Origin of the sequence: Gordonia otitidis, assembly GCF_020735545.1 — a bacterium.
GTDB lineage: Bacteria > Actinomycetota > Actinomycetes > Mycobacteriales > Mycobacteriaceae > Gordonia > Gordonia otitidis.
This window is the reverse complement of record NZ_CP085974.1, coordinates 1,206,509-1,231,351: the sequence shown is the minus strand read 5'-3', so window position 1 is coordinate 1,231,351 and position 24,843 is coordinate 1,206,509. Positions and strand designations below refer to the sequence as shown.

General features: G+C 66.0%; 23 protein-coding genes and 2 pseudogenes. 14 read left to right on the top strand and 11 right to left on the bottom strand.

Annotated features, from left to right (window positions below; all coding sequences use genetic code 11):
- The first annotated feature begins 47 nt into the window (after nucleotides 1–47).
- The 3 genes and pseudogenes from LK459_RS05555 to purD all read left to right on the top strand — a co-directional run bounded on the left by LK459_RS05555 (nucleotide 48) and on the right by purD (nucleotide 4,928).
- Nucleotides 48–2,266: pseudogene (locus tag LK459_RS05555) on the top strand (ArnT family glycosyltransferase).
- A gap of 140 nt (nucleotides 2,267–2,406) precedes the next feature.
- A pseudogene (locus LK459_RS05550) lies at nucleotides 2,407–3,620 on the top strand (low temperature requirement protein A).
- A 54-nt stretch (nucleotides 3,621–3,674) separates the two neighbouring features.
- Complete coding sequence (purD, locus tag LK459_RS05545) at nucleotides 3,675–4,928, top strand: phosphoribosylamine--glycine ligase (protein ID WP_227922239.1); 1,254 nt, start codon at nucleotides 3,675–3,677, stop codon at nucleotides 4,926–4,928.
- A 12-nt stretch (nucleotides 4,929–4,940) separates the two neighbouring features.
- Here the strand turns inward: purD and LK459_RS05540 are convergent, their stop codons facing one another.
- From LK459_RS05540 to LK459_RS05530, 3 genes are read right to left on the bottom strand one after another with little or no spacing between them, the layout of a single operon-like run.
- The gene (locus LK459_RS05540) at nucleotides 4,941–5,900 is read right to left on the bottom strand and encodes an alpha/beta hydrolase (RefSeq protein ID WP_227922238.1); all 960 of its coding nucleotides are present in this window, start codon (nucleotides 5,898–5,900) and stop codon (nucleotides 4,941–4,943) included.
- 26 nt (nucleotides 5,901–5,926) lie between these two features.
- Complete coding sequence (locus LK459_RS05535; RefSeq protein ID WP_227922236.1) at nucleotides 5,927–6,319, bottom strand: DUF302 domain-containing protein; 393 nt, start codon at nucleotides 6,317–6,319, stop codon at nucleotides 5,927–5,929.
- Between the two features lie 36 nt (nucleotides 6,320–6,355).
- Nucleotides 6,356–6,622, bottom strand: a complete 267-nt coding sequence (locus LK459_RS05530; RefSeq protein ID WP_005207431.1) for a metal-sensitive transcriptional regulator — start codon at nucleotides 6,620–6,622, stop codon at nucleotides 6,356–6,358.
- A 151-nt stretch (nucleotides 6,623–6,773) separates the two neighbouring features.
- Between LK459_RS05530 and LK459_RS05525 the strand changes: the two genes are divergently transcribed.
- The 3 genes from LK459_RS05525 (at nucleotide 6,774) to purB (ending at nucleotide 9,360) form a co-directional block, all read left to right on the top strand.
- Nucleotides 6,774–7,385 (top strand): TetR/AcrR family transcriptional regulator, encoded by a 612-nt coding sequence (locus tag LK459_RS05525; RefSeq protein ID WP_227922232.1) that lies wholly within the window; start codon nucleotides 6,774–6,776, stop codon nucleotides 7,383–7,385.
- Nucleotides 7,386–7,479: 94 nt separating this feature from the next.
- The gene (locus tag LK459_RS05520; protein WP_007236891.1) at nucleotides 7,480–7,869 is read left to right on the top strand and encodes a hypothetical protein; all 390 of its coding nucleotides are present in this window, start codon (nucleotides 7,480–7,482) and stop codon (nucleotides 7,867–7,869) included.
- Nucleotides 7,870–7,932: 63 nt separating this feature from the next.
- The gene (purB, locus tag LK459_RS05515; RefSeq protein WP_227922224.1) at nucleotides 7,933–9,360 is read left to right on the top strand and encodes an adenylosuccinate lyase; all 1,428 of its coding nucleotides are present in this window, start codon (nucleotides 7,933–7,935) and stop codon (nucleotides 9,358–9,360) included.
- Between the two features lie 25 nt (nucleotides 9,361–9,385).
- Here purB and LK459_RS05510 read toward each other — a convergent pair whose 3' ends face one another.
- The gene (locus tag LK459_RS05510; protein ID WP_007236893.1) at nucleotides 9,386–9,664 is read right to left on the bottom strand and encodes a SelT/SelW/SelH family protein; all 279 of its coding nucleotides are present in this window, start codon (nucleotides 9,662–9,664) and stop codon (nucleotides 9,386–9,388) included.
- Nucleotides 9,665–9,718: 54 nt separating this feature from the next.
- On the opposite strand from LK459_RS05510, the gene LK459_RS05505 reads away from it, so the two are divergent.
- Both LK459_RS05505 and LK459_RS05500 read left to right on the top strand, forming a co-directional pair.
- A complete protein-coding gene (locus LK459_RS05505) occupies nucleotides 9,719–10,609 on the top strand; it encodes a phosphoribosylaminoimidazolesuccinocarboxamide synthase (protein WP_227922222.1) in 891 nt (296 codons plus the stop codon).
- 7 nt (nucleotides 10,610–10,616) lie between these two features.
- Nucleotides 10,617–12,791 carry a S9 family peptidase gene (locus LK459_RS05500; protein ID WP_227922221.1) on the top strand — a complete coding sequence of 725 codons (2,175 nt, stop codon included), beginning with the start codon at nucleotides 10,617–10,619 and terminating at the stop codon, nucleotides 12,789–12,791.
- Nucleotides 12,792–12,865: 74 nt separating this feature from the next.
- Here the strand turns inward: LK459_RS05500 and LK459_RS05495 are convergent, their stop codons facing one another.
- Together LK459_RS05495 and LK459_RS05490 are read right to left on the bottom strand one after the other, a co-directional pair.
- Nucleotides 12,866–14,425 (bottom strand): DHA2 family efflux MFS transporter permease subunit, encoded by a 1,560-nt coding sequence (locus LK459_RS05495; RefSeq protein ID WP_227922217.1) that lies wholly within the window; start codon nucleotides 14,423–14,425, stop codon nucleotides 12,866–12,868.
- On the bottom strand, nucleotides 14,422–15,003 hold the full coding sequence (locus LK459_RS05490; protein ID WP_227922215.1) for a MarR family winged helix-turn-helix transcriptional regulator: 582 nt from the start codon (nucleotides 15,001–15,003) through the stop codon (nucleotides 14,422–14,424). The genes LK459_RS05495 and LK459_RS05490 overlap by 4 nt, the downstream gene beginning before the upstream one ends.
- A gap of 128 nt (nucleotides 15,004–15,131) precedes the next feature.
- Between LK459_RS05490 and LK459_RS05485 the strand changes: the two genes are divergently transcribed.
- The 4 genes from LK459_RS05485 to LK459_RS05470 all read left to right on the top strand — a co-directional run bounded on the left by LK459_RS05485 (nucleotide 15,132) and on the right by LK459_RS05470 (nucleotide 17,999).
- Nucleotides 15,132–15,620 (top strand): glutathione peroxidase, encoded by a 489-nt coding sequence (locus tag LK459_RS05485; protein WP_227922214.1) that lies wholly within the window; start codon nucleotides 15,132–15,134, stop codon nucleotides 15,618–15,620.
- A gap of 116 nt (nucleotides 15,621–15,736) precedes the next feature.
- A complete protein-coding gene (gene purS / locus LK459_RS05480) occupies nucleotides 15,737–15,976 on the top strand; it encodes a phosphoribosylformylglycinamidine synthase subunit PurS (protein ID WP_007240141.1) in 240 nt (79 codons plus the stop codon).
- 29 nt (nucleotides 15,977–16,005) lie between these two features.
- A complete protein-coding gene (gene purQ / locus LK459_RS05475; protein ID WP_227922213.1) occupies nucleotides 16,006–16,686 on the top strand; it encodes a phosphoribosylformylglycinamidine synthase subunit PurQ in 681 nt (226 codons plus the stop codon).
- A gap of 5 nt (nucleotides 16,687–16,691) precedes the next feature.
- Nucleotides 16,692–17,999, top strand: a complete 1,308-nt coding sequence (locus LK459_RS05470; protein ID WP_227922212.1) for a M18 family aminopeptidase — start codon at nucleotides 16,692–16,694, stop codon at nucleotides 17,997–17,999.
- Nucleotides 18,000–18,065: 66 nt separating this feature from the next.
- On the opposite strand, the gene LK459_RS05465 is transcribed toward LK459_RS05470, so the two are convergent.
- The 5 genes from LK459_RS05465 to LK459_RS05445 form a co-directional block, all read right to left on the bottom strand.
- The gene (locus tag LK459_RS05465) at nucleotides 18,066–18,881 is read right to left on the bottom strand and encodes a lytic transglycosylase domain-containing protein (protein WP_227922211.1); all 816 of its coding nucleotides are present in this window, start codon (nucleotides 18,879–18,881) and stop codon (nucleotides 18,066–18,068) included.
- A gap of 197 nt (nucleotides 18,882–19,078) precedes the next feature.
- The gene (locus LK459_RS05460; protein WP_227922210.1) at nucleotides 19,079–20,383 is read right to left on the bottom strand and encodes a hypothetical protein; all 1,305 of its coding nucleotides are present in this window, start codon (nucleotides 20,381–20,383) and stop codon (nucleotides 19,079–19,081) included.
- A gap of 96 nt (nucleotides 20,384–20,479) precedes the next feature.
- Nucleotides 20,480–21,823: a VOC family protein gene (locus tag LK459_RS05455; protein WP_227922208.1), complete on the bottom strand. Its 1,344-nt coding sequence runs from the start codon at nucleotides 21,821–21,823 to the stop codon at nucleotides 20,480–20,482.
- Nucleotides 21,820–22,335 carry an RNA polymerase sigma factor gene (locus LK459_RS05450; RefSeq protein WP_007240147.1) on the bottom strand — a complete coding sequence of 172 codons (516 nt, stop codon included), beginning with the start codon at nucleotides 22,333–22,335 and terminating at the stop codon, nucleotides 21,820–21,822. The genes LK459_RS05455 and LK459_RS05450 overlap by 4 nt, the downstream gene beginning before the upstream one ends.
- A gap of 162 nt (nucleotides 22,336–22,497) precedes the next feature.
- On the bottom strand, nucleotides 22,498–23,052 hold the full coding sequence (locus tag LK459_RS05445) for an LppP/LprE family lipoprotein (RefSeq protein WP_227922206.1): 555 nt from the start codon (nucleotides 23,050–23,052) through the stop codon (nucleotides 22,498–22,500).
- A gap of 167 nt (nucleotides 23,053–23,219) precedes the next feature.
- Here LK459_RS05445 and LK459_RS05440 point away from each other — a divergent pair, with 167 nt between their 5' ends.
- The gene (locus LK459_RS05440; protein ID WP_227922205.1) at nucleotides 23,220–23,990 is read left to right on the top strand and encodes a VOC family protein; all 771 of its coding nucleotides are present in this window, start codon (nucleotides 23,220–23,222) and stop codon (nucleotides 23,988–23,990) included.
- A gap of 41 nt (nucleotides 23,991–24,031) precedes the next feature.
- Nucleotides 24,032–24,625, top strand: coding sequence for a dihydrofolate reductase family protein (locus LK459_RS05435; RefSeq protein WP_227922203.1), 594 nt, complete (start codon nucleotides 24,032–24,034; stop codon nucleotides 24,623–24,625).
- The last annotated feature ends 218 nt before the right edge of the window (nucleotides 24,626–24,843 follow it).

Here is a 24,843-nt window from a genome sequence, read left to right as displayed (position 1 = left end):
CGCCAACCACCGCAAGACCTGAGCACCTCTGAGCGAGAAGCGAGACGATGACAAGCACCACAACCGCATCGGTGACGGCCCCGGATTCCCGGGGCCACGCCCGCGTCGACGACCATGCTGCGACGCCGGTCCGCGCCCGCCTCTGGCAGCGACTGTCGCTGGGCGCGCTGTTGATCGCGACGACGATCATCAACCTGTGGAACCTCTCGGCCAACGGCTGGGCCAACTCGTTCTACTCCGCCGCCATCCAGGCCGGCTCGCAATCGTGGAAGGCGTGGTTCTTCGGGTCGTCGGACATGGCGAACTCGATCACCGTCGACAAACCGCCCGCGTCGCTCTGGATTCCGGCACTGTCGGTGCGGGTCTTCGGGCTGAACTCGTGGGCGATCCTGGTGCCCAACGCGCTGATGGGCGTGGCGGCGGTGGCGCTGCTGTATTGGATGACCCGTAAGTACTTCGGGCACTGGGCGGGCATCCTCGCGGGCGCGACGCTGGCGCTGACGCCCGTCGCGGCGATGATGTTCCGGTTCAACAACCCGGAGGCGCTGCTCATCCTGTTGATGATCGCCGCGGTCTGGGCCTGCCTCAAAGCTGTTGAGACAGGACGGCTTCGGTGGATGATCCTCGTCGGAGTGTTCGTCGGCTTCGGCTTCCTCACCAAGCAGCTGCAGGTGATGCTGATCGTGCCGGGCCTCGCCATCACCTACTTCGCGTTCGGACCCGGCGGTTGGGGCCGACGCCTCGCATACTGCTTCGCCGCGCTCGGCGCGATGATCGTCAGCGCGGGATGGTGGCTGCTGGCCGTCGCACTCTGGCCGGTCTCGTCCCGACCCTGGATCGGTGGCTCCCAGCACAACTCGGTGATGGAACTGACGCTGGGTTACAACGGCTTCGGGCGCCTGAGCGGTAACGAGACCGGGAGTGTCGGACCGGGAATGGGGCGTGGCTCCTACGGTGGCGCCGCCTTCGGGCCCGGCGGGATGGGCGCCGACATCGCAGGCGGCGGTGGCCCCGGCGGTCCGGGCGGGCGCGGCGGCATGTGGGGACAACCCGGTCTGCTGCGTATGTTCCAATCGGAGCAGGGCGGTCAGATCGCATGGCTCATCCCGTCCGCGCTGCTGCTCGGTATCGCCGCACTCTTCATCATCGGTCGCGCAAGGCGCACGGACACCCGTCGTGCATACATAGTGGTGTGGGGACTGTGGCTGCTGGTCACGATGGGTGTCTTCAGCTTCATGGCGGGCATCTTCCACAGCTACTACACGGCGGCGCTCGCTCCGGCGGTGGCAGCGGTACTCGCCGGCGGTGCTGCAGTCGCCTGGCGTGCGCGAGACCACGTCTGGGTGCGTTGCGTCCTGGCCGCGGCGGTATGGATCGCCGCGATCTGGGGGTTCGCGCTGCTCGCGAGGTCGTCGGACTTCGTGCCGTGGCTGCGCTATGTGGTGTTGTTCCTCGGGATCGTGGGCGGGCGGCCATGCTGTTCGCGCACCGCGCGTATCTCGGTGCGCTCGCCATCACGATGTCGGTGATCGCGGCGATGGCCGGTCCGTTCGCCTACACCGTCGACACGATCACGACGGCCAAGCAGGGATCGATCATCAGCGCGGGACCTCGCGTCGACGGTGGCTTCGGCCCGGGTGGGGGAATCCGCATGGGTCGCGCGGGCTTCGGGGGGACACGCGGCATGTCGCCCATGGCGGGCGGTCCCGGCCAGCTCGGTCAGGCGGGCCAGCAACCCGGGCAGCCCGGTCAGGCGGGCCAACAACCCGGGCAACCGGGTCAGGTGGGCCAGCAACCCGGACAGGGCCAGCAGGGGCAGACGTGGCAGCCCGGGCAATCCCAGAACGGTACGGGTTCCCGATTTGCAGGCGCGCGGGGCGGGATGGGAGGCCCCGGCGGCGGGCTGCTCAACGGATCGAAGCCCAGCGCGCAGATGCTGGCGCTGCTGAAAGCCGATGCCGGGGACTTCACCTGGGTGGCTGCGGCGGTCGGGTCGAACACGGCCTCGGGCTACCAACTCGAATCCGGGTATTCGGTGATGCCGATCGGCGGATTCAACGGCACCGATCCGTCGCCGACGCTCGCGCAGTTCCAGAATCTGGTGAAGCAGAGGAAAATCCACTACTTCATCGGTGGTGGCGGTTTCCCGGGCGGACGCTCCGACAGCACCAGGCCGTCGAGTCAGATCACACAGTGGGTGGAGCAGAACTTCACCGCGAAGACGGTCGATGGTGTGACCGTGTACGACCTGACGGCACATAACTAACGGCAGGCAGGAGTAGCGGGGCCCGATCGACAAGCGCAGATTGGAATCATTCCAGTGTCCGTTGTGCGAACTGCCGTTGCCGCCTGGTGACATTAAGGTTCATCAACGTGGCAGTGACGATCGGACATCGGCTGAGCCGGATGACGGGCCGCGACCCTCACGAGGAGCGACGCGCAGCGACCAACCTGGAATTGTTCTTCGACCTCGTCTTCGTGGTGGTCTTCTCGGTCGCCGGGACTCAGGTCGCCCACTACCTGGCTGAAGGGCATTGGCGTACAGCCGTCTTCGGATATGTGCTGTGTACCTTCGCGGCGATCTGGGCGTGGATCAACTTCAGCTGGTTCTCGTCGGCCTTCGATACCGATGACTGGTTCTTCCGCGTCATGGTGTTGGTGCAGATGGTCGGCGTGGCGATCCTCGCCTTGGGCGTCGCGCCGGTGTTCTCGTCGATCGACCACAACGAGCACGTCGACATCCGGGTCCTGGTGACCGGATACGTGGTGATGCGACTGGGGTTGCTGACGCAGTGGCTGCGAGCGGCCTCGCAGAGCACGAGGTATCGCAGGACGTGTCTGACCTATGCGCTGATGATCTTCATCGCCCAGGTCATGTGGGTGATCGTTGCGATTGTCGATCTCGCGTTGTGGCCCACCATCGTCGCGATCCTGGTGTGTGCATTCGTCGAGATGCTCGGTCCGTGGATCGCCGAGAACAAGATGAACCGACGCCGTGGCACCCGCACCACATCGCCGAGCGGTACTCGCTGCTGACGATAGTCACCCTCGGCGAGGGGGTGGTCGGGACCGTTGCCGTACTGCAAGCCGTCGTCGAGGAAGAGGGCTGGACGACGTCGTCGGCGGTCTTCGGTCTCTCTGCCATGGTCATGACCTTCGCCATGTGGTGGATCTACTTCACGGTTCCCGTCGGCGACGCCCTGCACACCAACAAGGCCAAGTGCTTCGAGTGGGGGTACGGACACACGGTCATCTTCATGGCGGCGGCGGCGACCGGGGCAGGACTCGAGGTTGCTGCCCTGTGGACCGAACACGAGGCGACCATCAGCGCCGGGGCCGTCGTCGCCTGCGTCGCGGTGCCGCTGGGAATCTACTGTCTGTCCGTGATCGGCATGTACGACTATCTCGTCAAGTTCGATCCGACGTCAGTGTTGTGTGCGGTGGGAACCGCAGTCCTACTCGTCGCCGGGGTGTGGATGGCTTTTGCCGGGGTGTCGCTGACCGCCGCCATCGTGGTGGTCACCTTGGCACCGGTGTTCGTCTTGATCGTCGACGAGGTGTTCCGCGTGCCCCGGCGCGCGCGAGTGTTGCTGGCGATGGGGGTCGACGCCGCGGTCTAGAACCTGCGCAACCTGTGCTGCTCGCCGCGGTGTCCACCCACTAGAGTCGTGGGCGTGCGCGTACTAGTCATCGGCTCGGGCGGCCGTGAACACGCCCTTCTCCTCGGCTTGTCCCGCGATCCGTCGGTCTCCGATCTGCACGTCGCCCCCGGTAACGCGGGCACCGCTGCGCTCGCCACCAACCATGCCGTGGACGTCGCGTCGGCCGACGCGGTGGTGGCACTCGCGCGCGAGGTCGCGGCTGAGCTCGTGGTCATCGGCCCCGAGGTTCCCCTCGTCCTCGGTGTGGCCGATGCCTTGCGGGAGGCCGGTTTCGCGACTTTCGGTCCCGGGGCCCGGGCGGCGCAGATCGAGGGCTCGAAGGCCTTCGCCAAGGACGTCATGGCCGCTGCCGGGGTACGGACCGCGCACAGCGAGGTCGTCGACAACCCAGCGAAACTCGACGCCGCTCTCGATCGTTTCGGACCCACCTGGGTGGTCAAGGACGACGGTCTCGCAGCGGGTAAGGGTGTCGTGGTCACCACTGATCGCGCCGCTGCGCGCAGCCACGCCGCCGAATGCCTGGAGATCGGACATCCCGTACTGCTCGAGAGTTTTCTCGACGGACCGGAGGTCTCACTGTTCTGTCTCGTCGACGGCGACACCGTCGTGCCGCTGATCCCGGCGCAGGACCACAAGCGTGTCGGCGACAACGACGCGGGCCCCAACACGGGCGGTATGGGCGCGTATACGCCGCTGCCGTGGTTGCCCGACGACGTCACGCAGCAGATCGTCGACGATGTGGTGAAACCCGTTGCCGCGGAACTGGTGAGACGGGACACCCCGTTCTCCGGCCTGCTCTACGCCGGGCTCGCCATCGGCGCAGACGGACCGGCTGTCGTCGAATTCAACTGTCGCTTCGGCGATCCCGAGACGCAGGCGGTGCTCGCGTTGCTGAAGTCCCCGCTGGGGCAGGCGCTCAACGCGACGGCAACCGGGACCCTCGCCGACCTCCCGCCGCTGGAGTGGGAAGACGGTGCTGCGGTCGTGGTGGTGATCGCGGCGGAGAACTACCCGGGAAAACCGCGCACCGGAGACGCCATCATCGGCGCTGGCGGGGAAGGTGTGCTGCACGCCGGGACGGCCCTCGACGCCGCAGGGCAGGTCGTGTCATCCGGTGGACGTGTGCTCGGGGTGCTCGGCGTTGGAGCCGACCTCGCCGAGGCGCGCGCGCAGGCCTACGAGCGGATCGAGGCCATCAAGTTGCCCGGTGCGCACCACCGGACCGACATCGGCAGGGCCGCGCTCGACGGCGAGATCAGTATCTGACCCCGGCTGAATTCACCGGGCCAGTTCTCGACCGAGGAACGCCACCTGGTCGGGAAGCACGCTGCGCCAGTACCGGTTGGTGTGGCCACCCGCTGCGGTGCCGAATGCTGCAGGCGGATGGAGCCCCGCGGCCCACTGGCGCGTGTAGGTGTAGAACTGGTCGCTCGAACCGATGTTGATCAGCAGTGGGATCTTGTCGAATGCCCGCTGCTGTCCGAACAGCGAATTCTGCTGGTAATCCTCGAAGCTGTCGAACGCGCGGGCCGGGTAGTTGCTCGGGTCGGCCCACAGCGCCGGTGAACTGACCGCGATTGCGGCAACCCGCGGGGAACCGAGCATCGCGCCGAGACGGAGCGCCCCGTAGCCGCCCATCGACCAGCCGAAGAGGCCGATGCGTTCGGTCGACACATCGAGGTCGGAGTTGCCGGCCAGCATGGGGATGAACTCGTCCAGAACCATTGCGCCGCCGTCTGTTCCGTCTGCTCGTGCGTGCCAGTAGTTGCGGGCGCCGTCGGCGGCGGCGATCGCGAACGGCGGGTTGCCGGCGTCGACGTACTCCTGGAGCACGTTCTGGATACTCAGCTTGCTGGTGAAGATCGACTGCTCGTTGGTGTTCAGTGCGTGGAGCACGACGACCACCGGAAGCGTCCCGCTCACGCCGGTTGGTCGGGCGAGTGCCCAGCGCGTCGGGCGGCCGCCCATCTTGGCGGAGACGAAGCTACCGGTGACGACCTCGGGTCCCTCGGCGATGGGTGCGGGCGAGGTCTCGCTCGGCAGTTCGTCGTCGGCCGAGCGCGGCGCTGCGCGTCGCTGATCGACGGTCACCGCGTCCGACCGCGAACATGCCGACACGGCGCCGACCGCCGCGAGTCCCAGCACCGACGAGAGCACGGCACGCCGGGAGACCCGGTCCGGCGTGGTGCGGGGCGAGGACGGGAACTCGGAAGCGAGGGGTGGGCGGTCGGTGCTCATCGAGTTCACAGGATAGTTGGCGCGATCTAGATGGCGGCGATCGCCGCCTTCAGTTTCGTGGACGCCTCTGCTGCGACCTCGGGCAGCCCAGGAGCGTCGGCGACCTGAACCATGATGTCGGGGTTCATGGCCTCGACGATCACCTCACCGTCGACATCGGGGTTCGCGCGGACCACCACGTTGCACGGCAGCAGCAGGCCGATCTGGCGTTCGACGCCGAGTGCGCGGTGGGCCAGCCCGGGATTACAGGCGCCGAGAATGAGATACGGCTCGATGTCGGCGTCGATCTTCTTCTTGAGCGTCGCCGTGACGTCGATCTCGGTGAGCACGCCGAAGCCCTCATCGGCCAATGCGGCGCGGGTGCGTTCCACCGCGTCGTCGAAGTCGGTGGTCACAGTGGTGGAGTAGCCGAGTTGCATGCGCAGTCCTTTCTCGGGTGGCGGTCTGACTCTGTGTCAGGCCAGAGCGAGGAACAGCTTCTCGAGCTGTTCCTCGGTCATCGGTTCGGTTGTCGCTTCGTCGCCGGTGAGGCATTCGCGCAGACCGGTGGCGACGATCTTGAATCCTGCGCGATCGAGTGCCCGCGACACGGCGGCGAGCTGCGTCACCACGTCCTTGCAGTCGCGCCCCTGCTCGATCATGGAGATCACTCCTGCGAGTTGTCCGTGCGCGCGGCGCAGTCTGTTGAGTACCACCGTGATGGCCTCGTCGTCTCCGACCATGAAGTCACTCTCCTCGCTCCGTGTCCGAATCGCCGTGATGATGACGGGACCTGCGCCGTTCGTCTTCTCTCATCATACCCCCGGGGGTATATGGCGATCGTGAGGCCGAGATTCGCGAAAGCCAACCACGTATCGCCGGTCGCTTGGCAGCATGGGGACCATGACGGCGGCGACGACTCCCAAGGGAGAACGCCGACGGTCGCGCCTGATCGCGGCCGCCGGAGAGTTGTTGCTGGAAGGCGGCTTCGACGCCGTGCGTCACCGGGCGGTCGCCGATCGCGCTCAGCTGCCGCTGGCGTCGACGACCTACTATTTCGGATCGCTCGAAGACCTCATGGCCGAGGCGGCGGCGTTCGTCTCGCGGGCCGACGAACAGGCCGTCATCGACCGCGGTGACGCCGTCGCCCGGCGTCGGCGCGGCGGCCACGCGACGGCGGAGACCCTCGCCGACGTCTTCGTCGGGTCGGCCACGCCGAACGACGAACTGGCCGCCCGGTACGAGATGATCGCCCTCACGCCGAGATATCCGCGGCTCTACGACGTCGTCGCCGCGCGACACGCGACTCTCGCAGGCGTGCACCTGCAGGTCCTCGAGAAATCCGGGCGTGCGGCGCGCGCGAGCCACGTCGAGAACCTGATCGCGATCGAGGACGGAGCGGTTCTGGGTGCGCTCGGACGCGGATCGTCGCCGGTCGACGCCACGTGCGATGCGCTCGTGGAGGTTGTCGACGTCTTGGCCCCGCGGCTGGATGAGCTCAGATGATGCGATGGGATGGCTGGTGGGGACACCGTGGGGAGGAACTGACGTGCGGAGATCGGTGAAGGACCGGAGTATCGACGTTGCGCGATGCAGCTCGCTGGAGCGGCTCGCGGTGACCGTCGTGGTCGCTGTGGGTGTGTTCGTCGGTGCGTTGTCGGCGCAGGGCTCGGCGTCGGCCGAACCGGTGCAGGCCCCCGACCCCGGGGTGCCGTTCTCCTCGGTCGTGTACGGGACAGGGTGCACCTATTGGCTGACGGGACTCGTGAACTCCCGCGGAACGGTGACGTTCTGGGAGGGACGGAAGGGCTACACGCCGCAGCTCATCGGGAGTGCAGAGCCATCGGGCGGCCAGGCCACGGTGCGTTGGATTCCGCGGCGGACCGGCGACAGGTATCTCTACACGAAACAGAACGGTGCCCGTTCGACGCTGACGCTGGCGCGGGTGCACCAGGGCTACGGATCCGGCGGGATGTGCATCGCGCTCTGAGCCGATCGTGAGACCCCGGCGCCCGTAGGAGGCGGCACTCGCACGCACGATTAGACTGTTGACGTGTCGAAACCTGCCATCACCAATGTTCTGGCCAGCCGATATGCATCTGCCGACCTCGCCGAGATCTGGTCGGCGACCAACAAGATCGCACTCGAACGCCGCCTGTGGCTGGCAGTGCTGAAGGCGCAGCAGGACCTGGGAATCGATGTTCCAGATTGCGCGGTCGCCGACTACGAGGCCGTGATCGACCAGATCGACCTCGGGTCCATCGCCGAGCGCGAGCGCGTGACCCGCCACGACGTGAAGGCACGCATCGAGGAGTTCAACACGCTCGCCGGCCACGAGCAGATCCACAAGGGCATGACGAGCCGCGACCTCACGGAGAACGTCGAGCAGTTGCAGATCCTGCAGTCGCTGCGCCACGTGTACGCGCACGGGATCGCGGTGCTGGCCCGTCTCGTCGAGCACGCAGCGCAGTACAGCTCGACCGTCATGGCCGGACGCAGCCACAACGTCGCTGCGCAGGCCACCACGCTCGGCAAGCGGTTCGCTTCGGCCGCCGACGAGCTGATGATCGCCCTGCAGCGCGTCGACGAACTCATCGACCGCTATCCACTGCGCGGCATCAAGGGGCCGATGGGGACGAGTCAGGACATGCTCGACCTGCTCGGCGGCGACGCGTCGAAGCTCGCCGAACTCGAGACCCGCGTTGCCGGGCACCTCGGATTCGCGCGGTCGTTGACGTCGGTGGGACAGATCTATCCGCGTTCACTCGATCACGACGTGGTGTCGGCGCTGGTCCAGGTGGGTGCCGGACCGTCGTCGCTCGCGCACACGATCCGGCTGATGGCGGGCCACGAACTGGTCACCGAAGGATTCCAGCCGGGACAGGTCGGGTCGTCGGCGATGCCGCACAAGATGAACACCCGCAGCTGCGAGCGGGTCAACGGTCTGCAGGTGGTGCTGCGCGGCTACGGCTCGATGGCCGCAGAGCTCGCGGGTGCCCAGTGGAACGAGGGTGACGTGTTCTGCTCGGTCGTCCGACGTGTCGCGCTGCCCGACGCGTTCTTCGCGATCGACGGCATGCTGGAGACCTTCCTGACCGTGCTCGCCGAGTTCGGTGCGTACCCGGCCGTCATCGAGAACGAACTCGACCGGTACCTGCCGTTCCTGGCCACCACCAAGGTGTTGATGGCGTCGGTGCGCGCGGGGGTCGGTCGCGAGACCGCGCACGAGGCGATCAAGGAGAACGCTGTCGCCGTCGCGCTCGCGATGCGTGAGCAGGGTCGCGAACCCGACCTGCTCGATCGCCTCGCAGCCGACGACCGCATCCCTCTCGATCGCGCCCAACTCGACGCGCTCCTCGAGGACAAGGAGGTGTTCGTCGGTGCCGCGGGTCGCCAGGTCGCCGACGTCATCGCCGCTGCGGAGAAGCTGATCGCCGACAACCCCGAGGCCGCCAACTACGTACCCGCACCGATCCTGTAGTTCACGCCCTGCTGGTTGAAACCGCTCACTTCTTCTCAGAATGCCCGAGCTGCCAGTCGGGCAGTGCGGTATCGCGCAGACGTCGCTTGAGTTCCGCTGCATCGGGGAACCCGCCGTCGGCCTTCCGTTCCCAGAGCTGCGTTCCGTCGACGTCGATCCGGAAGACCCCACCGGTTCCCGGTACCAGGGTGACCGAGCCGATGTCGGTGCCGAAGGTGCTGAGCACTTCCGAGGCCATCCAGCTCGCACGGAGCAGCCAGTTGCATTGCGTGCAGTACGTGATGGTGATCGCGGGAGAGGCCATCCCTCTACGCTCCCACATGCGTCGTCGCCACACCGGAGCATCTAAGGTCGAGGTATGCGTCCAGCTCTCGATTCGTACACCTTTGTGACCTCGGGCAAGGTGCGCGAGATCTATCAGATCGACTCCGAAACCCTGCTCATGGTCGCCAGCGACCGTATCTCGGCGTACGACTTCGTGTTGTCGCCGGAGATTCCCGACAAGGGGCGCATCCTGACCGCGATGAGCTTCTTCTGGTTCGACGCGCTCGGCGTGCCCAACCATCTCGCCGGTGGCCCCGACGACGAGCGCATCCCGGCCGAACTCGTCGGCCGGTCGATGGTGGTGCACAAGCTGCCGATGGTGCCGGTCGAATGTGTGGCACGCGGATATCTGACGGGGTCGGGACTCCTCGACTACAACAAGACCGGCGCGGTATGCGGGGTGGTGTTGCCGTCGGGTCTGCACGAGGCCGACAAGCTGCCGGAGCCGATATTCACGCCTGCGACCAAGGCCGAGCAGGGTGATCACGACGAGAACATCACCGTCGAGCAGGCCGCAGAGCTCGTCGGTGCCGACCTCGCCGATTCGCTGCGCACCGCGACTCTCGACATCTACGGCAGGGGCGCCGACCTCGCCGCCAGCCGCGGAATCATTCTGGCCGACACCAAGTTCGAGTTCGGTCAGGCGCCCGACGGTTCGCTGGTTCTCGCCGACGAGGTGCTGACCCCCGACTCGTCCCGGTACTGGGATGCCGCCTCGTACACGCCGGGACACGTGCAGCCGAGTTTCGACAAACAGATCGTCCGGAACTGGTTGACGTCGGCCGCCTCGGGGTGGGATCGATCGTCGGACGACCCGCCCCCGAGCCTGCCCGCCGACGTCGTCGAACGCACGCGCGCACGGTACATCGAAGCCTACGAACTGATTTCGAAGAAGTCGTTCGCAGACTGGCCCGACCACGCATAGGAGACTCGTGACCGACACCACCCCCGGCAACGCTGCCGCGCTCACCGCGCCCGCCGCCAAGAAGGTACGCACCGAACGTGTCCACCACGGCGACACCTTCGTCGACGAGTACGAGTGGTTGCGCGACAAGGACGACGCCGAGGTGATCGCCTTCCTCGAAGCCGAGAACGCCTACACCGAGGCGCACACCGCGCAACTCGCGGACCTGCGGGCCACGATCTTCAGGGAGATCAAGTCGCGCACCAAGGAAACAGACATGTCGGTGCCGAGTCGACGTGGCGGCTACTGGTACTACGGCCGGACGCAGGAAGGCAAGCAGTACGGCATCCAATGTCGTTGCCCCATCGGCGATGTCGACGACTGGACGCCGCCGGAGGTCTCCGACGACGCTCCGCTGCCGGGTGAGGAGATCCTGCTCGACGCCAACGTCGAGGCACAGGGACACGAGTTCTTCAGCCTCGGAGCGCTCGCTGTCAGCCACGACGGCAAGTGGCTCGCGTTCAGCACCGACGTCGTCGGAGACGAGCGGTATACGTTGCGCTTCAAGAACCTCGAGACCGGCGACCTGCTTCCCGATGTCATCACCGACACGGCGGGAGGGGCGTCGTGGTCACTCGACGCCAAGCACGTGTTCTACCAGACGGTCGACGCCGCGTGGCGCCCGGATACGGTGTGGCGCCACGACATCGGCGCCGGAACCGACGACGTCAAGGTCTTCCACGAGCCCGACGAGCGCTACTGGGTCGGCATGGGCTCCACGCGCAGCGACAAGTACCTGATGATCGTGACCGGCTCGAAGATCACCTCCGAGTGCTTCGTGCTTGCCGCCGACGACCCTACGGGCGAATTCCGCAGTGTCGCCCCGCGCGTCGAGGGTGTCGAATACTCGGTGGAGCACGCCGAGATCTCCGGCCGCGATTACTTCCTGATCGTGCACAACGACATTCGCGACGGGGAGAAGGCGGAGGACTTCGCGATCGACATCGCCCCCGTCGACGATCCCTCTGCCCGAACCGAGTTCATCGGCCATCGCCGCGGTGTACGCATCGAGGACATCGACGCCTTCCGCGACTACCTCGTGCTGTCCTACCGTGCCGATGCGCTTCCGCGGGTCTCGATCGCAGACCTGCGTCGGATCGACGGAGTGCCGGTGGCAGAAGACTTCATCGAAGTCGCTGTCGCACAGGAGCTGTTCTCACTCGGGCTCGCGGGCAACCGCGAGTGGACGACGCCGCGCCTGCGCTTCGGTTACGGCAGCTTCATCGAGCCCGCCGAGTTGTTCGAGCTCGACGTCGAGACCGGTGAACGCACCCTGCTCAAGCGTCAGCCCGTGCTCGGCGGATACGACCCCGACGAGTACGAGCAGTCCCGCGAGTGGGCCACGGCAACAGACGGAACGCGGATTCCGCTGTCGGTCGTGCGGCGCAAGGGCGTCGGAGTCGCCGACGACGGTCGGCCCACACCTGCGCCACTGTTGATCTACGGATACGGCTCGTACGAGGCGAGTTTCGATCCGGGTTTCTCGGTGTCGCGGTTGTCGATGCTCGACCGCGGCGTCGTCTTCGTGCTCGCGCACGTGCGCGGCGGCGGCGAGATGGGGCGCCACTGGTACGAGAACGGCAAGACGCTCACCAAGAAGAACACCTTCACCGACTTCGTCGACTCGGCGCGGTATCTGGTCGAGAAGGGCTGGACGACTCCGCAACAGATGGTGGCAGAGGGGGGCTCGGCCGGCGGTCTGTTGATGGGTGCGGTGGCGAATCTCGCGCCCGAGCTGTTCAACGGCATCCTGGCGTCGGTGCCGTTCGTCGACGCGCTGAACTCGATCCTCGATCCGTCGTTGCCGCTGACGGTGATCGAGTGGGACGAGTGGGGCGATCCGCTGCACGATCCCGAGGTCTACGAGTACATGAAGTCGTACTCACCCTACGAGAACGTGACCGCGCAGCCGTACCCGTCGATCCTGGCGGAGACGTCGCTCAACGACACCCGCGTGATGTACACCGAAGCGGCGAAATGGGTTGCCAAACTTCAGGCATTGAGCACCTCCGACGCCCCCATCCTGCTCAAGACGGAGATGTCGGCGGGCCACGGTGGCGTCAGCGGGCGCTACAAGCAGTGGGAGGAAGTCGCTTTCGAGCTGGCGTGGATCCTGCAGCAGACCGGTGCGCTGACCGACTAGCGGTCGCAGAACGAAAGGTTGCCCCTGGCCGCGGATATCGCAGCCAGGGGCAACCTGTATCGGTGGGGCTCCGATCAGTGCATGACGATCGGTGCGCGATCGACGTCCTCTTCGACGAGCGGCGAGGCGATCTTCCTCCGCGGCAGGAAGAACGCCGGGATGATCGTCACCGCGATCAGTGCGACCGCCACGATGAATGTGGCCCCGAACGCCTCGGCGGCCCAACTGAACCACTGGCCCGGCGGGTCCTGTGGCGCCTGCCCGGCCTTGACCAGGAGGTCGTACTTCTCGGGCGCGGCATTCGACGCGATCGCCAGTTGCGATTCCGCGTGCGCCTTGAGGTTGGTCGCCAGGATCACCGAGATCACCGCGGTACCGATCGACGAGGCCGTCTGCTGGACGACGTTCATCAGCGTCGAACCGTCGGGAACCTGCTTGTTGCTCAAGGTCGCCAGCGCGGCCGACATGATCGGCATCATGGTCATGCCCATGCCGAGACCCTGGACGAACAGTGCGCCACACAGCAGCCAGTACGGGGTGTCGGCGCCGAGGAACATGAACGTGCCCATGCCGACGGCCATCAGGACGATGCCGACGAGCACGAACTTGCCGGGTCCGATCTTGTCGGTCATCTTGCCGGCCACCGGCATGGTGATCATCGCGCCGATACCCTGCGGGGCCAACAGCAAGCCTGCCGCGAGGGTGCTTTCACCGCGGATACCGATGAAGTACTGCGGGTACAGCAGCGCCGCACCGAAGAAGGCGATCATGAAGAACGTCATCGTGATGACGGCGATGGCGAGTGTCTTGTTCTTGAACAGACGCAGGTCGAGCAGTGGGTGGTTCGTGTGCAGTGCGTGCCAGACGAATCCGATGATCAGGATCAGCCCGATGATCGACGTGGTCAGGACCTTGGTGTCGATGAACGTGCCCGCCTCGGTACTCGACGAGATGCCGTAGAGGAACAACGCGAGGCCAGGGGACAACAGCAACAGGCCCACGATGTCGATCTTCGGCTTCGACTTCTCGTCGTCGTTGCCCAGCGCGAACCACGAATAGACAAGCGCGACAACACCGATCGGCACGTTGATGAGGAACACCCAGTGCCAGCTGGCCTTCTCGATGAGCAGGCCTCCGAGAATCGGGCCCGCGATGGGGCCGAGCAGCATCGGGATACCGAGAACGGCCATCACGGAACCGACACGCTCAGGTCCGGCAGCCTTGGTCAGGATCATCATGCCGATCGGCATGAGCAGACCACCGCCGAGGCCCTGGACGACGCGGAACGCCACGAGTGAACCGATGTTCCACGCCAGCGCACAGAGTGCAGATCCGATGGTGAACAGGATCAGCGACATCATGTAGACGTTCTTGGTGCCGAAACGTGCTGCGGCCCAACTCGACAACGGGATCACCGCGGCCAGCGCGAGCGTGTAGCCGGTCATGGTCCACGCGGCACCTGCGGCGTCGGTGTTGAACTCGTTCTGGAAGGTGTTCTGCGCGACCGACACCACGGTGACGTCGAGGATCGACATGATCGCGCCGAGCACGACCACGCCGGCGATGACCAGCACGTGGCGATCGAGCTTGGTGTCCGGGGCGTGCGTTGGCGCCCCGGCGGGTGAACTCGTCATGAGGATGCTTTCGCTTTCGGTTCGGTGGTGGACGATTCGGTGATGGACGCCCCGGAGGACATCTCGGAGGTCAACGGTGGCGCAGCAGTGCTTCTGCGGTCGAGGTTCCTGCGGTCGAGATCGAAGTAGTCGACGTCGGCGTCGACGATGTCTCGTAGTGCAGACGTCAACGCGGCCCGGAATTCATCGGGCAACCCGTCGATGAATCGTCCGATGAGGTCGCGCTTGATGTCCAACTGTTTTTCGACCGCCACATGGCCGGAGTCGGTCATCGTGATGAGTTTGACCCGACGGTCACCGGGATCCTCACGGCGGTCGACGAGGCCCGCCTGGACGAGGCGGTCGACGGTCCGGCCCGCTGTCGCGATCGACAGGTCTACTCGATGAGCGATTTCGTGCACCGGTATGGGGGCATCGTGCATCGATACGACGAACAGCGCTCGGAACTGCGTGAACGTCAGCTCCGACGCCGCGAGGGTGTCCATCGCCTCTGCGGTACCGAGACACGAGAGACGTTCCAGGAAGCAACCGAGCGCATCGTAGGCTGCGTCGTTCTGGACAGGGGAGGGTGCGGACACTGGGAAATGCTAACGACCATGCAACCTTCTCGCCAATGCAACTGTCTGTGAGATGCAACATCTGCGGACAGGTGTGTGATTCGCGACACTGAGGTCCAGTGTCTGCCGGGGTGACTAGGGTCGACACCATGGCGGAAACCAGCATCAAGGACATCCCTGTGAACGCGCTCGACGGGTCGCCGTTGAGCCTGACCGACTTCTCCGGGCCGCTGCTCGTCGTGAACGTCGCCAGCAAGTGCGGACTCACGCCCCAGTACGCGGGCCTCGAGGAGGTCGCCGAGAAGTATGCCGACCGCGGCCTCACCGTCGTCGGGGTGCCGTGTAACCAATTCATGGGACAGGAACCGGGCACCGCCGAGGAGATCGCGACCTTCTGTTCGACGACTTACGGTGTGACCTTCCCGCTGCTGGAGAAGACCGATGTCAACGGCGAGGATCGGCATCCGCTCTACGCCGAGCTCACCAAGGCGACCGACGCCGACGGAGAAGCGGGCGACGTGCAGTGGAACTTCGAGAAGTTCGTGGTCGACTCCGGCGGCACCGTGACGGCGCGCATCCGACCGCGAACCGAGCCGACGGATCCGGTCGTCATCGAGGCCATCGAAGCCGTCCTCTGAAGGGCAACCTGCAACCTGTCGCGGCAGGTTGCAGGTTGAACGGTAAGGTGAGAGCCGTCGGAAATCCGCTGTGTGAGCGTGACGCGCGGATCCCATGAGAAGAGGAGCGCTAGCCGATGGCACGAGTGGTGGTCGACGTGATGCCCAAGGCCGAAATCCTTGATCCGCAGGGACAGGCCATCGTCGGAGCCCTCGGTCGGCTCGGCTTCGACGGCGTCTCGGAGGTGCGGCAGGGCAAGCGGTTCGAGCTCGAGGTCGACGACTCGGTCGACGACGTCGCCCTCGGACGGATCGCCGAAGAACTGCTCACCAACACGGTGATCGAGAACTTCAACATCTCCCGTATCGCCGACTGACGGCCCGAGATCGAGTCGAGTAGGACCACATGACTGCACGTATCGGTGTCATCACCTTTCCCGGCACACTCGACGACGTCGACGCGTCGCGCGCGGTGCGTATCGCGGGCGCGGAGGCCGTCGAACTCTGGCACGGCGACGCAGACCTCAAGGGCGTCGACGCAGTGATCGTGCCAGGCGGCTTCTCCTACGGGGACTACCTGCGCGCCGGTGCCATCGCCAGGTTCGCGCCGGTGATGGGATCGGTGATCGAGGCCGCTGAGCGGGGCATGCCGGTTCTGGGGATCTGCAACGGATTTCAGATCCTGTGTGAGGCGGGCCTGCTGCCGGGCGCCCTCACCCGCAACGAGGGGCTGCACTTCATCTGCCAGGACCAGTGGCTGAAGGTCGAGAACAACGCGACAGCATGGACGTCGCGGTTCGACGCCGGCGCAGAGATCCTCATTCCGTTGAAGTCCGGAGAAGGCCGCTACGTCGCGCCGGAACGCAAACTCGAAGAACTCGAGGGCGAGGGCCTCATCGTCTTCACCTATGCGGGAGGAAACCCCAACGGCTCGGTGCTCGACATCGCGGGTATCTGCAGCCCGAACGGGCGCGTCGTCGGACTCATGCCACACCCCGAGCATGCGACAGAAGCGCTGACCGGACCCAGTGACGACGGGCTCGGACTGTTCTACTCCGCGATCGACGCCGTGCTCGCCAACGTCTGAGGCCGATGCCGACCCCGTCGCTGGCAACGTCTGCCACAGCCGAGGAGCAGGCTGAGTTCATCGACGCCTCACCGTCGCCGTTCCATGTCTGTGCCACCGTGGCCGCTGAGCTCGAATTGGCGGGGTTCCAACGCCTTTTCGAGGATCAGGACTGGTCGTCTCAGGAGGACATGGCATTCGAGGGCCTGTCCGACGACGCCGGTCGTCGCTTCTACGTCATTCGCGGTGGATCGATCATCGCGTGGGACCGCGGCGACGGCGACGCCTTCCGGATCGTCGGCGGCCACACCGACAGCCCCAATCTCAGGCTCAAGCAGAACCCCGACCGTGAGTCGGTCGGACTCGCGACAGTTGCGCTCGAACCGTACGGGGGAGCCTGGCTCAACTCGTGGCTGGATCGGGATCTCGGAGTGTCCGGGCGTCTGGCGTACCGCTCCGGGCGCAGCGTCAGCAGCGTTCTGGTGAACGTCACCGAACCGATTCTCCGTGTGCCGCAGTTGGCGATTCACCTCTCCGAGGACCGTAAGGGCGTGACGCTGAATCCGCAGCGACACCTCGACGCGATCTGGGGGGTCGAGACGAGCGAACCCATCGTCGACTGGGTGGCGGAATACGCGGGCGTCGACCCGGATGCCGTATTGGGCTGGGACCTGATGACACACGATGTCTCGCCGTCGCGGGTGATCGGCGTCGACGACGAGTTACTCAGTGCGCCAAGGCTCGACAATCAGGGCACGTGCTACGCGGGTCTGCACGCACTGCTCGACGGTGAGCCGTCGATCCACACGCGTGTGCTCGCACTGTTCGACCACGAAGAGGTCGGCAGTGGTTCGGAACGCGGAGCCGCGTCGGACTTCCTGGCGACGACGCTGGAACGGATCGTGCTGTCGCAGGGTGGTTCTCGCGCCGACTATCTGAGGGCGATGGCCTCGAGCGTGTGCGTGTCCGGCGACATGGCCCACGCGACACATCCGAACTATCCCGAGCGGCACGAGCCGTCGCACCGCATCGCGGTCAACGGCGGCCCCGTGCTCAAGGTGAACCAGAATCTGCGGTACGCGTCGGACGCGGCGGGGGAGGCGATCTTTGCGCTTGCCTGCGACACCGCCGGTGTACCGATGCAGCGCTACATCCACCGTGCCGATCTGCCGTGCGGCTCGACGATCGGGCCGATCACGGCGACGCGCACAGGGTTGCTGACGATCGACGTCGGTGCGCCGCAACTCGCCATGCACAGCGCACGCGAACTCATGGGAGCAGCCGATGTGCCGATGTACTCCGCCGCGCTGCAGGCGTTCCTGAGCGGGGAGTGATCTCGACAAGCTCGATCAACGAGGTGTGGGCTCGAGCGCGGATCACTCGGCGGGGCGAACGGTCGGTCAGTAGCTGCGTGCGAAGCCGAGGACGTTGTTCACGTAGTCCATCGAGTTGTTGTAGCGAAGCACGGCCGTCGCCTCCGATGCCTGGTTGCGCAGGTCGAGGTGTCCGTCACAGAGATAGCGGGCGGTGGTCAGCGCGGCGTCGAAGAGGTTCTGCGGGTCGATCTTGCCGTCACCGTTGCCGTCTGCACCGTACTTCTCCCATGTCGAGGGAATGAACTGCATCGGGCCGACGGCGCGGTCGTGCGTCGAGTCGCCGTCGAGTCGTCCACCGTCGGTGTCGGTGATGACCTGATTGCCCGCGAGCGAGCCGTCGAGGACAGGCCCGTAGATCGGCGACTTCAGTATGCCGTCGGGTGTGGCGTCACCCTCGTTGGCGTGGTGCGATTCCACCTTGCCGATGCCTGCGATGAGCGTCCACGGAATGCCGCACTGCGGCTGATCGTGCGCCATGGCGTCCGCGGCGTGGCGGTACGCCTCGAATGCCACCTGCGGGACCGCGCCGTCGGTGACACTGGCGGGCAGCGGCGGGGGTGGCGGGGGCGTCGCGGTGACCTCGTGGGTCGCGACGACAGGTTCTGCGTGGGTGGCGGTGTGGGCCACAGGCGCCTGATCGGCCGTGCTGGGACTGGCGGCGGCCTGGGTGTGGGTCGGCGTCGGCTGAGCGGCTCCGAGAGCGCCCTCGTCTGCGTTGGCGCCGGCTGCGACGGTCATGGCGCCGACGATCGGTATCAGGGCTGCCCCGATCAGCGGCCCCCGAGACCTGGTGAACGCGTGCGGCAGAATGGTCTGCCGCGGCTTCGAATGCTTGCCCAAAACTGATCCTCACACGTACCTCGGTGGATGTACCGAAAGAGACCGTACATGTGGGCGTGTCCTTACTGTTATCTGAGCGTTATCGAAAACTGTGTGATCGCTGAATTCGCGCTGCGATATCGCTGGTCGTTACGGGGATGTTTCATCGCCTGTGACGTCCGACACATAGTGTCCTCGGACCCTCCCGTCTCAGCGAGTCAGTTCGGTCGCAACACCGACAGCGTGGTGCCCTCCGTGAGCACGATGAAGCCGTCGACGTCGGCTGCGCGCCCCAGGATCGGCCTGGTCCACGAGACCGTTCCCGAGGGGACGTCGAACGCGGAGAGTTGGCCGCTGCTGCCGAACACGAGGTGGTCGCCGGACGATCCGACGCAGTGCACCAGGTCGAGGTTGGTGTCGGGATCGTCGATGCTCGGTACGGGCAGGATTCCTACGCGCTTGCCGTCGTCGAGGCGGTAGATGACGCGGGAGCGGTCCATTCGCGCGAAGGCCACCATGGAGCCGCATGGTCGTGTGTTGGATTTCGACAGCCGTGGATCGGTGATCTGCCAGAGCGCATCGCTGCGCGCAGGATCGCGGACCTGGTAGAAGCCCTGAGTCGCCTGCATCGCGGCGTCGCCGACCGTGGTCAGCACGGGCAGCGTCGACGGACCGTCGACAACCTGCGCCGACGGCGACTCCGACGTCGGTTCTCGAGTGGGTGTGCCGCCCACGACCGCGTAGGTCTCGACCGATCGCCGTGCGTCACCACGCTGCACGACGGCGAGGCCCGACGAATAGGTCAACACGTCGCAGTCCTGACACCTCAGTGCGTCTGCGCCTCGCGAATCGATGACGAATCGGCTGCCGTCAGCGGTGGAGACGACGAGTATCTGGTGCTCGTAGGTGGCGTGCGCCGCGGACGCGAACGTGCGGCTCCACACGCGCTTACCGGTTGCGGTCCGCATCGAGACCTCGTAACCCGCCTGATCGACGCGTACGAAGTTCGACCCCACCCCGACGACCTGAGCGGTGTCGTCGAGTGCCGACCGTGAGTGGAGGTTGCCCGCATCGTCGACCATGTAGAAGCCGTCCGGCTGGTCGCCGAGTTTGAGTGCGCACCCGACGTTCCCCGCGGCGTCGAATGCGCACGAGCCCAATCCCGCGACCACGGGCTCCGGCCAGAGTGCACGTCCGGTGTAGCGGTCGACCATCTCATACGCGCGTCCGATACCGCGCGGATACGACAGCAGCCACTGATCGGTGTGGGTGTCGGCGACCTCGATGTCCCCGAGCTGGTTGTAGCCGGGCAGCGTGCCGCTCGACGCCGTCCATGCGACCTCTGGCTGGCGGTCGTAGCCACGCAACTGGGCATTCTCATACGTCCGTGCCACCGTTGGTGTGTCGATGGACAGGACTATCCCTACGCAGGCGACGAGCAGTGCGGCCGAGACGACCGTGACCGTGCCCATGCCGAACGGGACGTGCGCACGGACGCGCCTCATGGCCGAGCGGACAGACATGCGGATCAGTCAATCACGGGTGTGGTCGCCGAGTTGCGTGGGATCCACGGGGGCGATTCTGTACCCGTGGATCCCACGCAAGTTCCGTTCGGACGGTCAGAACAGCTGTCCGAGGTAGAACTGTGCTCCCTGGTCGTCGGCACACAGTGCCACGTTGCCGTACGCCTGCCGATCGGGTCCGGTGATCACTCGACCGCCTGCGTCGCGCACGCGTCCGACGGCGGTGCCGATGTCGTCGACGTTCCACATCGGCACGGCCACAGCGGAATCCGACCCGCCCGCGATACCGACCTGCGGGTGGGCGTTGTCGACCTCCCAGCCGTCGTCGATGCGTCCCGGGGTGAACGTCCAACCCAGTGCTTCGCCGTAGAACCGGCGGAAACGCTCGCTACTGGGGGTGTGAACGGTCAGATACGACATGTCGCCGACACCGGTCGGATGCTGGTCGGGACGTGTCTCCTCCGGTGCCGGTTCGTACGCACAGAACTCGACGCCCGCATCGTCCACGGCATCGAGGGTCATCCGGCCGTTGTGGTCGTACGGCTCCCGGCTGATCCGTCCTCCCGCTGCGACGATCCGGTCTCGCGCCTCGCCGATGTCGTCGACGGCGTAGCCGCAGAACAGTGTCTGCGGCCCGTCGGTCTCGAAGACGATCAGCGGCCGGTCGACGGTGATCACGTGCCGGTCGTCGGCATCGAATCGCCAGCCGAGAACCGCACCGTAGAACGCGCGAGCGCGTGTGGCGTCAGTGGTGTTGACCGAGATGAATCCGATGTCGCCGTGCCGTATTCGACTGTGGGATGCCGCAGCCGTCAGCACCGGTCCCGTCAGCATCCACCGATGTCCGAAGGGATCGACGACGGTCGCGGTGCGTGTTCCGTAGGCCTCGTATGGTTCGCGCGTGACGGCTGCACCGCCTCGTTGTGCTCGGCGTAACGCCTCGTCGGTGTCTCCGACGGCCAGCATCAAGCTGACCGAGACCGCGCCAGGTGCGGGCGCACGCATTCCCATATCCGGGAACTCCTCGGCCAGGTAGATCGCGCCGCCGCCGATCTCGAGCTCGGCATGCCCGATCCTGTTGTCGTCCATCAGGATCGGCTCGCCGCGTAGCGTCGCTCCGAGATGCTCGACATACCAGTCGATCGCCGACCGCGCGTCGCGCACCGTGAGGTACGGCAGCGCTCCCGGACGCTCGACGAGTGATGGCGTCGCGCTCGGAACTCCCGAATGGGTCGAGTCCTGCGGGGTCAGTTCGTGTTCGAGTTCGATGGTGTCCATCTCGATTCCTTCGGGTAGAGAGGCCCCACGCTTGAGTCGTCGACGCAGTCTGTCGGCGAAATCGGTTGTGGGCTCGATGGGCTCGTCCCAGCCCGGCGTCGAGGAGGCACGCAGAACGGTGAACGGATCGTGCGGCGGCGATGCCGTGTCGTCGGTGTTCATGAGAGCCCTCCCTTCGCGGACCGGTCCAACGGATAGGCTTCGCGAAACGCGCGCTTGGCCCTGGTGAGCAGTGCCTCGGTGGCGCCGACCGTCCGGCCGAGGATGCGCGCACAGTCGGCGACGGGGAGATCGTCGACGTAGCGCAGCGTCAGCGCCGCGCGGTTGATCGGCGCCAGCTGAGCCAGCGTCGCGTGCGCGACCATGCGGTCGAGGTGCGCGTCCCAGTCGTCGTCGACGACTTCGGGCGGTTCGTCGACCGGTTCCGGGGTGCGTTGCGCACGTCGCCAGTGATCGGCGAGCTTGTGCCGGGCGACGCCGATCAGCCAGCCGACGCTCGGTGGCGCGGTCTGGTCGCGGCGCATCGTGTCCATCGCGGCCAAGAACGTCTCCGAGGTGACGTCTTCGGCAATCCGTCGATCCGCGCAGCGTCGAAAAACGTACCCGTAGACGGCGGGTAGCGCCTCGTCGTAGACCTCGAGAATGCCCTCGGGGCCGGTGTGTTCGCCGCTCACACAGTCATCATCGTCGGCGGTGGCCGAAACCCGACGGTTATCGAGCGACCTCTTGTCGACCACGCGGCCGCCTGACAGCACACCGCCCCGCGGCGGCAGGCGCTGCGGGGCGGTGGATCGGCCAGGTGGTCTGGGTGACTGCTGATCAGAGCATGGCGGTGATCAGGCCCGCGGCGGGAAGTGACCCGCCCGCACGATGTGAGTGCCCACCGTGGATGCCGTGACATAGGTCGGGCCGCCGCTTGCGCAGCAGAACGGGTCGGACGGCTTGAGCCAGCGATAGCGAACCGTCACCGAGTTCTTGGTGTACTTCGCGACGCTGGTGTACGAGTACGGCTTGGGGTCGACCGTGCCGATGAATCGACCGTGCTTGAACAGCAGGACGCGTGACTGATAGGTGGCATCGCCGATTCCGTTGCCGTTGACCAACATCCAGTCGAGGTTGCACCCGTTCTGGAGTGGATTGTCGCTCGCGGAGGCCGGAGTCCAACCGCCGCCGTTGGCGTCGCGACCGATCTTGGACAGCGACGACTGCGCCAGCCCGGAATTGATGTCGAAGCAGAGGCCGTGGCCGCTGCCGTAGGGCGGGGCGGCCGACGCCTCGCCGGTTCCGAGTGCGGTTGCGCCGAGCGTTCCCGCGATCAGACCGGTGAGGGTCAGAGCGAGGACCACGAGACGTCGGGTTCGGTGGGTGATTCGGGTGGCGAGAGAGTGCATGGTGGTGCCTTCCGATCGAGGAACCAGTCGATGCTGGTCGCAGACCGTGCGATCGGCCCGCTGTAGGTGTGATCGAAGAAGGCGGGACAGGTCGTTAGCAAGGGTCATTCATCGGTGGGACGCGTGACGACCGATGAGTTCTCCGCTCCCGGAGGGTCGATATCCGCATGGCAACAGCAACGATCTCCTCCATGCTCCTGTCCACCGACGACCCGAAGCGGCTCGCGCACTGGTACGCCACGGCGTTCGAGGCCGAGCCGATGACCACACCGGGCAGTCCCGGCTACATCGTCGTCGAACTCGACGGCTTCTACCTCATGTTCGACAAGCGCGACGACGTCTCCGGGCGCACTCCGCAGGGCGCGCGGATGCTGCTCAATGTCGAGGTCGACGATCCGGCCGCAACCGCTGCGCGGCTCGACTCGCTGGGCGCCACCTGGATCAGCCCGCTCGAGGAGCGCGACGGCAATCAGTTCGCGACCGTCGAGGATCCCGACGGCAACTGGCTACAACTCGTCCGACTCTCCGACGAGCACGAGGCACAGATGAGCCGACCGACGTCGGCGTACTCGGGGTTCGCGGTCCGCGACACGGCAGCGACGGAGGACTTCTACCGCGGGGTCCTCGGCATGCGTGTCCTGCGTTTCCCCATGGGCGACAGCGACATCCTCGGTATCCGCATCAACCGTGGCACGACAGTCCTGGCCTACCCGAAGCCCGACCATCAACCTGCCTCGTACACCGTCCTCAACATCCCGGTCCCCGACCTCCCCACGCGCATCGACGAGCTGACAGCGCGCGGCGTCGAATTCCTGCACTATGACGGATTCGATCAGGACGAGCGTGGAATTGCGCACGGCCATGGCATCGGGCCCGACATCGCCTGGTTCGCCGATCCCTCAGGAAACGTCATCGCACTCATGGAGCAAGACCGGTGACAACCCGGCATTCGACGCCGGATTCGTCGTACTCTCGCGCCATGCGGCCCCTGCGTTGCTCGATCAACATCACCGTCGACGGCTGCGTCGACCACACGGCCGTCACGCCGACCGAGGCGATGCATCGCCATTCGGCCGACCTCCTTGCCGCTGCCGACGCGCTGCTGTTCGGCCGGGTGATCTACGAGATGATGGAGGCCGGCTGGCGTGAGGTCGCGCGAAACGACGAGCTGCTCGACGGCCGACCCGAGTGGATGCTGCCCTTCGCCCGCGTCATCGACCGCGCGCCGAAGTTCGTCGTCTCCGACTCGCTCACCAATGTCGACTGGAACGCAGGACTGATACGTCGTGACGACCTGGAGTCGACGGTGCGCGAGCTCAAGGCACAGCCGGGCAACGGGATCGTCACCGGAGGTGTGACGCTTCCTCTGGCCCTTGCCGAACTCGACCTCATCGACTCCTACGAGTTCATCGTGCATCCGCGGATCGTCGGCCACGGGCCGAGGATCTTCGAGGGGCTTTCCGACCACGTCGACCTGCGCCTGGTCGAACGTTCCGAACTCGACGTCGACATCGTCGTGCTGCGTTACGAGCCGGTCCGCCCGTCGGCAGGATCTCGTTCGCTCTCGGCGTAGCCCACGTCACCCCTGCCAGGAACATGCTCGTGTCCTGCGGAGTTGTAGCTGTCAGATCCCCGCCGACATCCGTTTTCGTTGCACGCTGTGCAGACGTTAAGTGCAGGTGCACTCCTGTTGACCACTACAGTGGAAGCCAGGCTGGTCGTCGTCTATCCGGTTGGCATATCCAGTTGGATTATCGGCACCACCGCAGTTGTCGCCAAGAGGCTTGAAGA

Bases quoted from the DNA above. Each gene is read 5' to 3' on its own strand.
- LK459_RS05540 (WP_227922238.1), bottom strand. From the start codon at position 5,900: ATGAGCACCGACCGCCCACCCCTCGCTTCCGAGTTCCCGTCCTCGCCC.
- LK459_RS05535 (WP_227922236.1), bottom strand. From the start codon at position 6,319: ATGCAACTCGGCTACTCCACCACTGTGACCACCGACTTCGACGACGCG.
- LK459_RS05530 (WP_005207431.1), bottom strand. From the start codon at position 6,622: ATGGTCGGAGACGACGAGGCCATCACGGTGGTACTCAACAGACTGCGC.
- LK459_RS05525 (WP_227922232.1), top strand. From the start codon at position 6,774: ATGGGGACCATGACGGCGGCGACGACTCCCAAGGGAGAACGCCGACGG.
- LK459_RS05510 (WP_007236893.1), bottom strand. From the start codon at position 9,664: ATGGCCTCTCCCGCGATCACCATCACGTACTGCACGCAATGCAACTGG.
- LK459_RS05505 (WP_227922222.1), top strand. From the start codon at position 9,719: ATGCGTCCAGCTCTCGATTCGTACACCTTTGTGACCTCGGGCAAGGTG.
- LK459_RS05495 (WP_227922217.1), bottom strand. From the start codon at position 14,425: ATGACGAGTTCACCCGCCGGGGCGCCAACGCACGCCCCGGACACCAAG.
- LK459_RS05485 (WP_227922214.1), top strand. From the start codon at position 15,132: ATGGCGGAAACCAGCATCAAGGACATCCCTGTGAACGCGCTCGACGGG.
- purS (WP_007240141.1), top strand. From the start codon at position 15,737: ATGGCACGAGTGGTGGTCGACGTGATGCCCAAGGCCGAAATCCTTGAT.
- purQ (WP_227922213.1), top strand. From the start codon at position 16,006: ATGACTGCACGTATCGGTGTCATCACCTTTCCCGGCACACTCGACGAC.
- LK459_RS05470 (WP_227922212.1), top strand. From the start codon at position 16,692: ATGCCGACCCCGTCGCTGGCAACGTCTGCCACAGCCGAGGAGCAGGCT.
- LK459_RS05460 (WP_227922210.1), bottom strand. From the start codon at position 20,383: ATGTCTGTCCGCTCGGCCATGAGGCGCGTCCGTGCGCACGTCCCGTTC.
- LK459_RS05455 (WP_227922208.1), bottom strand. From the start codon at position 21,823: ATGAACACCGACGACACGGCATCGCCGCCGCACGATCCGTTCACCGTT.
- LK459_RS05445 (WP_227922206.1), bottom strand. From the start codon at position 23,052: ATGCACTCTCTCGCCACCCGAATCACCCACCGAACCCGACGTCTCGTG.
- LK459_RS05440 (WP_227922205.1), top strand. From the start codon at position 23,220: ATGGCAACAGCAACGATCTCCTCCATGCTCCTGTCCACCGACGACCCG.
- LK459_RS05435 (WP_227922203.1), top strand. From the start codon at position 24,032: ATGCGGCCCCTGCGTTGCTCGATCAACATCACCGTCGACGGCTGCGTC.